Annotated in this window: 10 protein-coding genes, 1 tRNA gene and 3 pseudogenes; 1 reads left to right on the top strand and 13 read right to left on the bottom strand. The window is 39.0% G+C overall.

Features of this window, described 5'->3' with window-relative positions; all coding sequences use genetic code 11:
* Window positions 1–9: 9 nt before the first annotated feature.
* Window positions 10–867, bottom strand: coding sequence for an amidase domain-containing protein (locus LH47_RS06555; RefSeq protein WP_043965827.1), 858 nt, complete (start codon window positions 865–867; stop codon window positions 10–12).
* 57 nt (window positions 868–924) lie between these two features.
* Window positions 925–2,061: a tRNA epoxyqueuosine(34) reductase QueG gene (gene queG / locus LH47_RS06550; RefSeq protein WP_043965825.1), complete on the bottom strand. Its 1,137-nt coding sequence runs from the start codon at window positions 2,059–2,061 to the stop codon at window positions 925–927.
* 60 nt (window positions 2,062–2,121) lie between these two features.
* Here queG and LH47_RS06545 point away from each other — a divergent pair, with 60 nt between their 5' ends.
* The gene (locus LH47_RS06545) at window positions 2,122–2,784 is read left to right on the top strand and encodes a B3/B4 domain-containing protein (RefSeq protein WP_043965822.1); all 663 of its coding nucleotides are present in this window, start codon (window positions 2,122–2,124) and stop codon (window positions 2,782–2,784) included.
* 80 nt (window positions 2,785–2,864) lie between these two features.
* On the opposite strand, the gene LH47_RS06540 is transcribed toward LH47_RS06545, so the two are convergent.
* From LH47_RS06540 to LH47_RS16370, 11 genes and pseudogenes are all read right to left on the bottom strand, one after another.
* A tRNA-Gly gene (locus LH47_RS06540) sits at window positions 2,865–2,938 on the bottom strand.
* Between the two features lie 466 nt (window positions 2,939–3,404).
* Complete coding sequence (locus tag LH47_RS06535) at window positions 3,405–4,316, bottom strand: glycoside hydrolase family 16 protein (RefSeq protein WP_052585016.1); 912 nt, start codon at window positions 4,314–4,316, stop codon at window positions 3,405–3,407.
* Window positions 4,317–4,455: 139 nt separating this feature from the next.
* A complete protein-coding gene (locus LH47_RS06530; protein ID WP_043965820.1) occupies window positions 4,456–5,484 on the bottom strand; it encodes a LacI family DNA-binding transcriptional regulator in 1,029 nt (342 codons plus the stop codon).
* A 90-nt stretch (window positions 5,485–5,574) separates the two neighbouring features.
* Window positions 5,575–6,408, bottom strand: a complete 834-nt coding sequence (locus tag LH47_RS06525) for a carbohydrate ABC transporter permease (protein ID WP_042534649.1) — start codon at window positions 6,406–6,408, stop codon at window positions 5,575–5,577.
* Window positions 6,409–6,428: 20 nt separating this feature from the next.
* Window positions 6,429–7,355 (bottom strand): carbohydrate ABC transporter permease, encoded by a 927-nt coding sequence (locus LH47_RS06520; RefSeq protein ID WP_043965816.1) that lies wholly within the window; start codon window positions 7,353–7,355, stop codon window positions 6,429–6,431.
* Window positions 7,356–7,415: 60 nt separating this feature from the next.
* Window positions 7,416–8,705 carry an ABC transporter substrate-binding protein gene (locus LH47_RS06515; protein ID WP_043965814.1) on the bottom strand — a complete coding sequence of 430 codons (1,290 nt, stop codon included), beginning with the start codon at window positions 8,703–8,705 and terminating at the stop codon, window positions 7,416–7,418.
* Window positions 8,706–8,874: 169 nt separating this feature from the next.
* Entirely contained in the window at window positions 8,875–10,236 is a 1,362-nt protein-coding gene (locus LH47_RS06510) for a GH1 family beta-glucosidase (RefSeq protein WP_043965812.1), read from the bottom strand.
* Between the two features lie 1,074 nt (window positions 10,237–11,310).
* A complete protein-coding gene (locus tag LH47_RS06500) occupies window positions 11,311–11,919 on the bottom strand; it encodes a transglutaminase-like domain-containing protein (RefSeq protein WP_043965808.1) in 609 nt (202 codons plus the stop codon).
* Window positions 11,920–12,172: 253 nt separating this feature from the next.
* Window positions 12,173–12,247 (bottom strand): annotated as a pseudogene (locus LH47_RS17155) (MOSC domain-containing protein); the annotation flags it as partial.
* Between the two features lie 306 nt (window positions 12,248–12,553).
* Window positions 12,554–12,694, bottom strand: a pseudogene (locus tag LH47_RS15135) (ATP-binding protein); the annotation flags it as partial.
* Between the two features lie 47 nt (window positions 12,695–12,741).
* A pseudogene (locus tag LH47_RS16370) lies at window positions 12,742–12,864 on the bottom strand (ATP-binding protein); the annotation flags it as partial.
* Window positions 12,865–13,158 lie beyond the last annotated feature (294 nt).

Below are 13,158 nucleotides of genomic sequence, written 5' to 3'. Positions count from 1 at the left end.
TCTTCACTCCTATATATGATCAATAATATGAAAAAACTTATATTGAATATTCGACGTATAAGCTGTGGAATCTTCATACGACCAATAACGCATGCGACTATTGGACGTATGGGCATTCACAAGCGGCATCCCTTGTTTATCTTTGGCAACGACGATCGTCGTATGATCAAATCGCCCGTCCCCTTGAAAATCATAACAAATGACATCACCAAGAGACAACTGTTCTGGTGATTTTTTTTCAATAGCTTGAATGCCTGTTTTCGATCCACTTAAATACCAACGAAACGCATGTGCGACCGTCCACGTATAGCTCCAGTCGTTTTTGCGCGTCCACCATCCTTTTGTTTTATTTGGATAGCCCATCATCGGAATGCCGCCCGCATGCAAACATTGTGAAACAAAATTTGTACAATCCACGGAAAATGTATGAAACGCGGGGTTATAATCGTTCCACCATATTTCAGCATACCGGACTGCTGCTAGTCGATCATACGTATAGCGGATGCGTTCATCATCATCCCGTTCTTCCTTCTTTTCGATTTGCTCTGTTTCAATCGTTGGTAAAACAAGGCGATGGCTAACAAGTTCCCGCCCCTCAAATACAGCTTCGCGCACCTCTTGTTGTTCCTCAACATACATCCATCCGCTTTGCCAAATGAAAAAACGAAAGTGAACAACATAACGCACAAACGTATACGGAGCAATATGCTTTTTTTCGATAATTGTACCTTTTCCTTCACATTTCACAAGCTTTGCATTGCGCTTAGCTAACAGCTTTCTTTTTCGTTCCATTTCTTCATCAGACACGTCGCTAACAAAAAAATGACGAATGCGTTCATAAAGGAGATCGTGCAGTTGTTTTCTCATTCCGTTCCCCACTTTTTCGTTTTCTATTACGTTATGTCATAAACGGACGAAAAACAACTACACGTTTTCAAGCATCGCTAACGCTTTGTCGATTTCGCGAATAACTTCTTCATCTTGTTCGCGTTGTTTCGCTTGTTGGAGCATCGGCACAACTTTACGATTTCCGATTTTTCCAAGCGCCCATGCCGCCGTTCCGCGAATGACTGGGCGTGAATCTTCTCGAAGCAACGTGAATAAATCATCAATTGCACTTTCATCTTTATAGTGGGCTAATGCAATGATCGCATTTCGTTGAATCGGTTTTTTTCCACGCCATGCACCAGATATATGTCCAAATGTTTCTTTAAACTGACGATTGGTCATATGAAGAAGCGGTTTTAATAAAGGCTTCACAACCTCTGGATCCGGTTCCATCTCTGGATGGAAGTGAAAGTCTTTTCCTTTATTTTTCGGACAAACAAGTTGACACGTATCACACCCATACAATCGGTTTCCGATTTTATCTCGGAATTCATCAGGGATAAACGTTTTCGTTTGCGTTAAAAAGGCAATGCACCGCTGGGCATTCAACTGTCCGCCTTGTACAAGCGCTCCTGTCGGACAAGCATCAATGCAGCGCGTGCACGTCCCGCATTCGTCTTCAATTGGCGTATCCGGAGGAAATGGGATATTCGTAATCATTTCACCTAAATAAACGTATGAACCAAATTCATGTGTAATAATCGAGCAGTTTTTTCCACTCCATCCGATCCCTGCCCGTTCCGCTACCGCACGATCTGCCAATTCTCCTGTATCAACCATTGATTTCACTTTTGCATCTGGCACCCGTTCTAAAATAAATTGCTCTAATTTTTGCAGCCGATCGCGCAAAATGACGTGGTAATCTCGCCCCCAAGATGCTCGACAAAAAATTCCACGACGCTCTTTTTTTGTACTTCGTGGAGCATTTTTTAATTTCGACGGATATGCAAGGGCGATAGCGATAATAGAACGTGCTTCTGGAAGCAATAAAGATGGGGTTGTCCGCTTTTCAATGTCAGGCTCTTCAAATCCTGATTGATAGCCAAGTTGTTGCTGCTGACGCAACCTTTCTTTTAATTCAAAAAACGGATCAGCACTTGCAAAACCGATTTTATCAATGCCGATCGTTCGGCTATATTGAATGATTTCTTCCTTTAGTGCTTCAACGTCCATCTCCCATCCCTCCTTCCCACTTTGTTTATGTTACAATGTAAAGAAAAAGGAGTGAACGATATGTTAACCATTTGCGACAGCATTAAACAACATATTTCCCATTTTAAAATCGGAGTGCTTACATATGAACACATCGTCGTCGGTCCATCTCCTAGCATGTTAAAGGGGAAACTTCGTCAATTTCAAGAACTGTTATATTTTGATATGGAACAAACTCCGTTAGCTGAATGGCCGGAAGTGAAAGAATGGCGATCTGTATTTAAACAAATTGGCACAGATGCAAGCCGATACCGTCCTTCATCAGAAAGTTTGCTTCGGCGCGTACAAAAGCAAACTTTTATTCCATCCATTCATTCAGCTGCTGATGTCAATAACTTTTTTTCCTTATATTATAAACTACCGATCGGCATTTATGACCGAGATCATCTTATAGGAGATATCGTTGTCACGATCGGTACACAAGCAGATGAATATATCGGCATCAATGATCGCACGACAAATTTTGAACGAAAACTTGTCTCAAAAGACGCTAAAGGGGCATTCGGCAGTCCAATCGTCGACTCAAAGCGAACGATGGTTACGGAACAAACAACACATGCAATTCAAATCGTATACTTTCTCCCATCATTTACAGAAACACAATGCGAACAAATGCTACAAGCGATGAAAGAGATGTTTATCCAAATTCACGGTGGTACAGCACATACACAACTCGTTAAATAATGCATGCGGGGCAAGCGAAATAAAAAAACGCAATGCCCCGTTCATCTTCGAAACGAAACACTGCGTTGTCCCCGTATGTATGGAGCGGGTGATGGGAATCGAACCCACGACATCAGCTTGGAAGGCTGAGGTTTTACCACTAAACTACACCCGCACGGTTAGAATTCACTATACCTATAATCATTTGCCACGCCCGATCATGGCTCTTCCTCTGCTCGCTTACTCGATGATGATGGATGCGTCGAGGCAACTCGCTGATTACTCGACGATGCATCGCTCGTGGCTGAGGTTTTACCACTAAACTACACCCGCACGGTTAGAATTCACTATACCTATAATCATTTGCCACGCCCGATCATGCCTCTTCCTCTGCTCGCTTACTCGATGATGATGGATGCGTCGAGGCAACTCGCCGATTACTCGACGGTGCATCGCTCGTGGCTGAGGTTTTACCACTAAACTACATCCGCACATGCAGAAAAAGTAGAAATTTGTCGAATAAGATGCAAAAATAAAAAACAGGAATCCCTGTTTTTTAATTACGTCTTACATTATATCGATTTCCCGAGGACAAGTCAATACTCTTTTTACAATTATAAATTTATCTGAATCGTATAGATTCAGGATGAAGAATCAGAAGCATGGTGATATTCCGCTTTTTCATAAACCTTTACATACTCTACTTCCATTCTTGCAGGAAAAACATTGTTCTTATCTGGCTCCCCATCATACCACCCACCGACAGCTAAATTCAATATGAGATAAAAAGGTTGATCGAACGGGGCTGGATAAGTAAATTTTTCACCATTCATACTATTTATGCTGTACCAATTATTTAATTTTTGAAACAATTGTCCATTTACATACCAACGAATTTCACCTGGCTCCCATTCAACGGTATAAGTATTAAATTCAGTTATACTTTGTCCATCTGGAAAATGATAATCTTTCGCGGTATACGTATTATTCGGCCACTGACTTCCGTAGTGAATCGCTCCTCCAATTTTCGTTGGATTAGAGCCACCAGCTTCCATTATATCGATTTCACCTGAAGCTGCCCAGCCACCATATACATCTTTTTCTGGCATCATCCAAAATGCCGGCCAATATCCTTTTCCTTCCGGCAACTTTATTTTCGCTTCGAATTTCCCGTATTTCTGAGAAAACTTTCCTTTTGTATGAATTTTTCCAGATGTGTAATTATATACTCCATGATCATCAGAAACGGATTCTTTTCGAGCCTCAATGATTAACTTTCCGTCTTTGACACTTACATTTTCTTTCTGATAGAATTGTAACTCTTGATTCCCCCAACCAGATACGTATGTTCCATCATCAGTAGTGAACCCGTTTCCGATATCATAGTTCCATTTTGACGTGTCTAATTGATCACCATCAAACTCATCCTCCCAAACTAAATTCCATTCTGAATTAGTTTGGGACTCGATTATATTTTTTTCTTCGATGTCAATGAGAAATATGATTCCCGCTACAGTCAAAAATAACACACCCCCGTACAATACTCCCTTCATCAAATGCCTATCCTCCCCATACAAGAAAGATAAAAAACTAGCTTGTCATCCTTTCAAAAACGATCCTCAAACGATTTAAAAGTTTGAAAGGAAAGACAAGCTTTAAATTGCTTACTACACATCTTCTGATAACCGTTTCTCATGTCATCCCGTACAATCGATTGCTCCCACAAGATTCACGAATAATTAATTCCGGTTCAACCATAACCGCTTTCGGCTGAAATTGGCGGTGTATAATATCCCTTAACATATATGCAGCAAGCCGTCCGATTTTCTCTTTATCTTGACGAACTGAAGTTAAAGGTGGATCGGTATAATTGCATGCATCAATATCATCGCACCCAACGATCGCAATATCTTCAGGTATTTTTAACCCGTGTTCCTTCACCGCCTTCATTGCACCAAATGCCATTAAATCTGATGCTGCAAATACCGCTTCAGGATAATATGACGAGCGCAATATTTTTTTCATCGCCTCATAGCCACTTTCCATAAAGAAATCCCCTTGGGCAAACCACTCTTCATGAATCGTTAACCCAAATTCCTTCATTGTATTACGAAATCCTTGTTCGCGAATTTTTGTCACTTGCGCGCCCGGCAAACCACCAATGTAGCCGATATTTCGATAGCCACATAAGTAAAAATGCTCTACTACTTTCGCAGAAATTTTATAGTTATCTGTCATAATGTACGCAGAACGGTTCCCTTCAAGGGGAATATCTATCCCGATACATGGAATGTCGCTCATATCTAAACGATAAATAGATGGCTGCACTTTTTCACCACTAATAATGATTACTCCATCTACTTTATAGCGCATCGAACGTTCGTAATAGTCTTCCTCCCCTTCTTCAAATTGTTCGTTTGAAAAGAAGAGGAGGTCATAACCGAACATTCCCATTGTTTTCTTGAAAGAGTTCATCACTTCAATAAAAAATGGATGGTTAAAATCTGCGTTGATTTCCCCGGCGTAAATAACACCAACTACTCTCGACTTATGAGCGGTATCTTTTTGAATGCGAGCAGCCACATACCCGGTCTGCTCCATAATTTCCAACACTCTTTTTTTTGTCTCTTCACCGACATCATGATAGTTATTTAATACTTTTGATACCGTACCTGGTGACACACCCGCTAATTTTGCAATTTCTTTAATGGTAATTTTCATACGATCCCTTCTTACCTTCATCAATCTTGCCCTTATTATAACATAAATTTTCTGTTAAAAATGAATGCGCTTTAGTTAGCGGCTATGTCACTATTGTTTGACCGATCCTTGCGTCAAGCTTGAAATGAACAACTTATTAAACATTAAAAATACAACGACTAAAGGCAATGTTGCCCAAAATGTTCCCGATAAAATCATGCCATAGTCTTTCACGTATGCGTCTTGAAGAGCGCGAATAGCAATTTGAATCGTGTAGCTTGACTCGTCTCTTAACACAGTTAACGGCCATAAGAAATCGTTCCATACGAACATAAATGTTAAAATACCAAGCGTCGCAAAAGCTGGTAAAATCGAAGGAACAACGATATTCCAATATACACGGAATATACTGCATCCATCAATTTTTGCTGCTTCAATCAGTTCATCAGGAATCGCATCTTTAATATATTGACGCATCCAGAAAATACCGAATGCATTCACTAAACCTGGAATGATAATTGCTTTTAAATCGTTTAACCAACCTAACTTTGTAATAATGAAATATTGCGGGATTAATCCTAATTGTGGCGGAATCATCATCGTAATTAAAATGACAGCAAACAGCTTTTCTCGCCCTTTAAACTGCAACTTAGCAAATGCAAAGCCTGCTAAAGAACTAAAGAATAACACCCCCAGCGTCGTTAAGCTAGCAACAACAAAAGAGTTCCACATCGCCCCGAAAAAGTCTACGTTTTCTAATACGTTTCGAAAGTTTTCTACTAGCTTATCCCCCGGCACAACAGCTGGTGGTAATTTGTTAATGACATGGTTCGGCTGCGTCGCCATGACAAACATCCAGTATAGCGGAAAAACAGATAGTAACGCACCGATAATTAACAACACATGGATTGTTACTTTATTCACAAATCCTTTTTTACGTAACATCTTTATTCACCTCCATGTTTTTACTTGCCCGATTTATCTAAACGATTGGACGCGAAAAAGTTAATTGTCGTAAATACAATGATGAGTAAAAATAGCGAGACGGCTGTCGCAGATGCTGTTCCGAACGCGTTATTCGAGAACGCTTCTCTCCATAAGTACAACACGATCGTCATGCTTTCTTCTCTAAATCCACTGCCGAAAATAAGCGGTTCCGCAAAAATTTGTAGCGATCCGATCGTTGCCGTAAATACGACGAATACGATAATCGGCTTTAACATCGGCACAGTGATGAAAAGAAACTGCTGCCATTTTTTCGCTCCGTCAATCTCGGCTGCTTCATAAAGATCTTTCGGAATACTTTGCAATCCTGCTAAGAAAATAATCGAGTTATATCCAACCCATCTCCAAAAAATCATCGTCGCAATCGCAATTTTCGCTCCCCATTCAGACGTTTGCCAGCTTACTGGCGAAATTCCAAACAAGCTAAGTGTGGCGTTCACTAACCCTGCTTCTTGTTCGCTAAATAAAACGGTAAAAACAATCGCAACCGCAACAATCGACGTTACGTTTGGTACAAAATAAGCGACACGAAATACACTTTTAAACTTGACCATCGCTGAATTTAAAGCAACTGCTAAAATTAAAGCGGCGATTAACTGTGGACCTGTTCCTAATAAACCGATTACAATCGTGTTATAAATCGATTTCCAAAATAGTGGATCAGTAAAAATGAGCGAAAAGTTTTTCACTCCGACAAATGTCATTTCACCGAACCCATTCCATTTTTGAAACGCTAAATAAAAGCTAAACAGCATTGGAAAAGCGCCGAAGATCGCAAATAAAAGAAAGAAAGGAGAAATAAATAAGTAGCCAGCTAATGCTGTTTTTTTCTTATCACTCAATCCTTTTAGACGGACGGTTGCATTTGTATGATTATGGGATACCATTTATATTTCCCTCCAAAATTCATAGTAGGGGGAAGGGAATAAATCCCTCCCTCACGTGTTTTATTGACGTTCAAGTTGACGTTTAATGCGTTTAATTGCTTCTTCCCATTCTTTCTCTGGGTCAGCTTTTTTCTTCTGTACGTTTGTCAACGCTTTGATGATTTCGCCTTGAACGAGTCCGTAGTTTTTACCCATATACACTGTTTTTACTTTTTGTGCTGCTTCTGCAAATACTTGAGCTGTATTTACTCCGCCAAAGTACTCGTCTTTGTAATCTTTAAACTCAGGTGCATCATATACAGAAGGAGTAGATGGGAATAAGCCCATATCTTTAAACGATTTCAATTGTTGTTCTGGCGCTACGAGCCATTGAATGAAGTCATATGCTTCTTGCGGATGCTTTGATTCTTTTGGAATCGTTAAATAAGAACCGCCCCAGTTTCCTGCTCCACCTGGCATGCTTGTAATGAACCACTTGCCTGCTGAATTTGGTGCATTTCCTTTCACAACTCCTTGCATCCAAGCTGGTGCAAGCAACGTTGCATAGCTTCCTTTTTCCATCGCGTTACCCCATTCCGGAGTCCACAATCCGTTGCTGCCAAGGTAACCTTTTTGAATTAAGCTAACTGTATAGTCGTATGCTTGTTTAATGTACGGTTCTTTTTCGATAAGCAATTCTTCTTTTTCGTTAAAATATTGCACAGGAGCTTGATCACGTAATGCGTTGTACACAAGTTCAACGTTGTCTGCAATTGGTTTTCCTGTTTTTTCTTTAATTGTTGCAGCTACTTCTGCATATGCATTCCAGTCTGGAATTAACTTTGCAACTTCAGCTGGATCTGTTGGAAGTCCTGCTGCTTCAAACACGTCAGCACGATAAAACATAGCTGTTGGACCAATATCTGTCGGAAGCCCGAATAAAAAGCTTCCATCTGCGCTTTCACCGATGCGCCATTTCCAATCTAAATACTTATCCTTAATGTCTTTTGCACCAAAATCGTATAAGTTATAAAAACGATCTTGTGCCTCACGATAACGTTCAATATTGTTTACTTCAATCATCGCGATGTCCGGTGCACCACTTCCTGCTGATAACGCTGTAAATAATGCGTTATGATGATCGTCAAACTGCGTTGACTGAATTTTAATTTCAACATTTGGATGATCTTTCATATATTCTTCAGCTAGTTTTTCATAACCCGTGCTTCCGAATACCCACATGTTCAACTTGACCTTTTCACTTGAACCTTTATCTTTTGATTCATTCTCACTTTGAGATTGATTGCTGCACGCTGTCGCGAACATAAAGACAACTGCTAACAACAACATGAGAGCTCGTTTCTTCATCATTCTTTCCCCCTCGCTTTTTCATAATATGTGTTCATACCGTTTACACCTTTCATTTGCCCATTTGCTTGCTTCACGTTATAATTCTTTTAGTTTTCTTCGTAGTAGCGGCCAATCCCCGACACTTCCCGCTATGACGAAGAAAACTTCTTCCCTTCCCCCATCACCTCCTTTATTTATCTTTTTCTGCTTTTAATCCGTTATTTATAATCGTTTCCTTGTACCATAATGCACTCTTTTTCGGGATGCGCTCTAGCGTTTCATAATCCACGTATACAATCCCAAAGCGCTTATCATAGCCAAATGCCCACTCAAAATTATCGAACAGCGACCATACATAATATCCTTTTAAATTGACGCCTTGTTCAATCGCGCGATGGCAAGCGATTAAATGCTCTCGTATATAAGCAACTCGCTCATCGTCTTCTACTTCACCTTTTTCGTTGACGCGATCTTTGTATGCAGCACCGTTTTCTGTAATGTATAATGGAATATCGCCATAATCTTTTTTCAATCGCACCATTAAATCAAACAAACCGTTTGGATTCACTTCCCAATTCATATCCGTCACAGGTCTTCCTGTGCTCACATGTTCAAATACGATCGGTTCACGGTCACCTTTTTTCCAATCTTTTAATGTTGCTGTTGAATAATAGTTAAATCCGAAAAAGTCGATCGGTTGCTGAATCGTTTGTAAATCCCCCTCTTTGTAAACATCTGGTAAATAATCTTTATACACTTCTAACATATCTGCTGGATATTGTCCCTTAAATACAGGATCTAAAAACCAACGATTCATAAAACCGTCCCATTTTCGAGCGGCATCAACCGCCTTTTCATCTTTTGGATCCGCCGCATATCCTGGCGTCAAATTCAACGTAATTCCAATTTCTCCGTCTTTCGGGCCGATTGTTCGAAACGCTTTTACCGCTTCCCCGTGTGAGAGAAGAACATGATGTGCTGCTTTTAAAAACGATGTAAAGTTTTGAATCCCTGGGGCATGTTCGCCATTTCCATATCCTAAATAGGTGACAACCCATGGCTCATTATGCGTAATCCATTTTTTCACGACATCCCCAAGATTCTCATAAAGGAAAGCAGCGTATTCTTGAAAATAATGAACAATATCACGATTTTCCCAGCCACCTTTCTCTTGAAGGGCTTGTGGCATATCCCAATGATAAATGGTCAACATTGGCTCGATACCGTTCTCTAGCAATTCATGTACAAGACGCTTATAAAAATCTAAACCTTTCTCGTTAAACTTCCCTGGCGTTTCACAATACAGTCTCGCCCAACTAGTCGAAAATCGATACGCTTTCAAATGAAGCGCTTTCATTAATGCGATGTCTTCAACATAACGATTGTAATGATCAATTGCGATATCGCCATTATCCCCATTCGCTACTTTACCAGGTATGCGCGAAAAGTGATCCCAAATCGAATAAATTTTATCTTCCCCAGTTGCCGTTCCTTCGATCTGATATGATGAAGTAGCAGCACCCCAAACAAAATCTTTCGGAAACTGAATCATGAATCGCACCCTCCTACGAATTTTTTCGTTAATAAAAAAATATAAAAACGCTTTCTTTCAAACGTTTCGTAACTCAATCATAATAAGAACTTACAACAAAGTCAATAAAATATTTATATAAAACTGAAAAACACTTACTTAACTATACAATATACCGTCATAAATTTAACGAAAACTTTCGTTAAATTGTTTCGAATAACGAAAAATATCGGAGGAGTAACAAAGGAAGACAGCCGTTCTAACACATTGTTGCGGAAAGTATAAAGGACAAGGTGAGGAGAATAGTTAAAAAAATAAAAAACTCCTGCATGATTTTGCAGGAGTTTTTTACAGTGCCGATGGTGGGAGTCGAACCCACACGGGGGGCTACCCCACACGATTTTGAGTCGATTATGAAACCGTGCATTTCTCTCAATTAAAGCAAACCCAGATGCAACAAGGGGTTCTTTCATTTCCTCATTTTTTGGTTCATTATTACCGAATACGACTCGAACCTCCGTGCTGTTTGCAGATATTATATAAATTATCTCATTTTTGGTCAATAATTTTTTCTTGCCTTTTTCCTGCATTATTAAAATTCATAAATTTTTCTGCACTGAGATAATTAACTAAAAGATTTTGAAGTACAAAATCTCAAATAACAACATAAAACAATCATCATTTCATTGACCATTTAGCATAAGATTGAACACACACTAAGCAAAGACGCTTGGATAATTTTTTAAAAACCAAACATTTTCTTTTTGTCACTCAACTATTGCCAATCGTTCGTAAAATTAATGGAATGTTCAACTATGTTACATAACCTTATTAAAATACTGGAAAGAGAAATTTTCAGTATAGACCTCCATGTCGTGCTTACGGCACCAGCAAATGATGAAAATACTAATTTTCGGGATAGTTAAATAAGAAAAGAATAAAAAGTTTTCGAAAGATAAATTTTACCTATCAAGTTTTTTAAATCTTCGGCTTTGTTAAATTTCAGTGTTGATTTTTATACCACAGAAAAAGACCGAAGTAAATCGGTCTTTTTTGTATGCCTTGTTCAACTATCGCCACCTTTATCTTAAACAACTATAAATATTCTGGCAAATGATTTTTATACATTTCTAATGCATCTGTATGTTCTTCTAAAACAGCAATTGTTTTTAGATGTGGCTTCGCATAAATTATTGGGTAATCTCTTTCATCAAGTTCTTTTTGAGGAGTAAAAGCTAACTTTTCTTCGTCAATTGAAAATTGAGCATCAATTCCCTTTTTATTACCACGAGCATCTAATCGAATCCATTTATTAAGTGTTTTCAGAAAAATTGCATTTAGAGCATGAATACAATAACCTTTTTCTGGCGTATCAAACAACATCAATCGTTGATAACAAAAACCAGTTGGTATCCCCTGCGAACGTAGTAGTGCAGCTAATAAATTTGATTTTGCATAACAAATTCCTTCTTTATAGTAAAGAACTTCAGAAGCTTTACATGTAACTCTTGTGCTTTGTATATCCCACGAATGAGAAATCTCGTCTCTTACAAATTCAAATGCTATTTTAGCCTTTTCCATTTCTGACTGTCCTTCATGAAACAATTCATTCATTTTTTTCTGAATTAAATGATGAGAAAAATTTACAACATCCAATTCTTCCAGATAATCCATTAAATTAGTGGACCCAGGAATTAGTTCCACTTTAGTTCCCCCTTATCAAATATGATTTTACATAATTATACAAATATTTAAATAAAAATACAATAATGGTTTACTTAGGTAACTTCAACTATACTGCCCGTTAGTCCAACAAGAAAAACGATACTCCTTCTGAAGTATCGTACCCGTTAGCCAACCATGAAGCGAGTTTCACCACAGATTATGCAAGAAGTTCTATCCTTCCATGGGAGCTTAGTAGAGTTGACATTTGGTTTGATGGTGATTTGGCAAAATATCATTCAAAAAGAAAGACTTCATCGCCTACATGAATTTCACCTGTTTTTATAACAGAAGCATAAACGCCAAAATGGTATTATGTCAAGAAAATAGACACGTAAAATCGAGAAAAATTTTAAAGCCCTACTACCGCACTTCGTTTGGTGGCCTCTTGATAAGGAGAACGGTTTGGTAACCCCTTCCCCTTCTCAAGAGGAAAGATGCCCCTTATATCGTGACTTGTGGAGAGAAGCGTTGCTGCTTTTTGCCTTGCTGATGCATCTTCTCATACTCCATTGGCGACATGTACCCGTTTGCCGAATGAATTCGTTGGGCATTATAAAAACTGTAAATGTCAAGATAAACATGTACACTTTTGACTGTTTAAGAATGTACATTTTTACTCGTTTTCTTTTTCTCTTTCTAAGTGATTTTTTATTCGATATGAATCCCCTACAATATTAATCACGGTCGCGTGATGTAAAATACGATCTAGGATGGCATTGGCTAGCTTTGAATCTTGAAATACCTCTGTAAACGTCAACCCCAAATGAACAATTTTTGCTCATTTCGGATGAACACTTTTTGCTAAGAAAAAATTGTTTCTTGATGTTTTAATCGGTAACTTTCGTTGTTCATATGAATCACTTCAACTCGATGTAACAGACGGTCAAGTATTGCAGTCATCATCCCTGGATTATCTACGAGTTGTGTGAGTAAAATATTTGTGGGTGACATTCAGGAATGATTCCCCGACGAGGGTTGCGAACTTTTGTTCGCGACGCTCGTCGGGGCCACCAAGCGAAGCGCGGTAGAAAAAAGCAAATGTCATGCAAAAAGGACTCTCTCCCTGCTATGATGGTGATGACCAACATCAATAAAACAGGAGGGAGAGAGTCCATGAAACATTTTACCACAGAATGGCCTTTATTAAAAGAGCTGGAGGAACAATTAGTCAGAACTCTTCAAAAGGTGTTCGCTGTCTTGTTGGCGGCCCTTTTGGAG

The organism is Anoxybacillus thermarum (assembly GCF_000836725.1).
Lineage (GTDB): Bacteria > Bacillota > Bacilli > Bacillales > Anoxybacillaceae > Anoxybacillus > Anoxybacillus thermarum.
The sequence above is the reverse complement of the archived record's forward strand: the minus strand, read 5'-3'. Positions and strand labels throughout refer to the sequence as shown.

What these genes read in the sequence shown, in the direction of transcription:
- LH47_RS06555 (WP_043965827.1), bottom strand. Translation starts at nt 867, where the DNA reads ATGAGAAAACAACTGCACGATCTCCTTTATGAACGCATTCGTCATTTT.
- queG (WP_043965825.1), bottom strand. Translation starts at nt 2,061, where the DNA reads ATGGACGTTGAAGCACTAAAGGAAGAAATCATTCAATATAGCCGAACG.
- LH47_RS06545 (WP_043965822.1), top strand. Translation starts at nt 2,122, where the DNA reads ATGTTAACCATTTGCGACAGCATTAAACAACATATTTCCCATTTTAAA.
- LH47_RS06535 (WP_052585016.1), bottom strand. Translation starts at nt 4,316, where the DNA reads ATGAAGGGAGTATTGTACGGGGGTGTGTTATTTTTGACTGTAGCGGGA.
- LH47_RS06530 (WP_043965820.1), bottom strand. Translation starts at nt 5,484, where the DNA reads ATGAAAATTACCATTAAAGAAATTGCAAAATTAGCGGGTGTGTCACCA.
- LH47_RS06525 (WP_042534649.1), bottom strand. Translation starts at nt 6,408, where the DNA reads ATGTTACGTAAAAAAGGATTTGTGAATAAAGTAACAATCCATGTGTTG.
- LH47_RS06520 (WP_043965816.1), bottom strand. Translation starts at nt 7,355, where the DNA reads ATGGTATCCCATAATCATACAAATGCAACCGTCCGTCTAAAAGGATTG.
- LH47_RS06515 (WP_043965814.1), bottom strand. Translation starts at nt 8,705, where the DNA reads ATGATGAAGAAACGAGCTCTCATGTTGTTGTTAGCAGTTGTCTTTATG.
- LH47_RS06510 (WP_043965812.1), bottom strand. Translation starts at nt 10,236, where the DNA reads ATGATTCAGTTTCCGAAAGATTTTGTTTGGGGTGCTGCTACTTCATCA.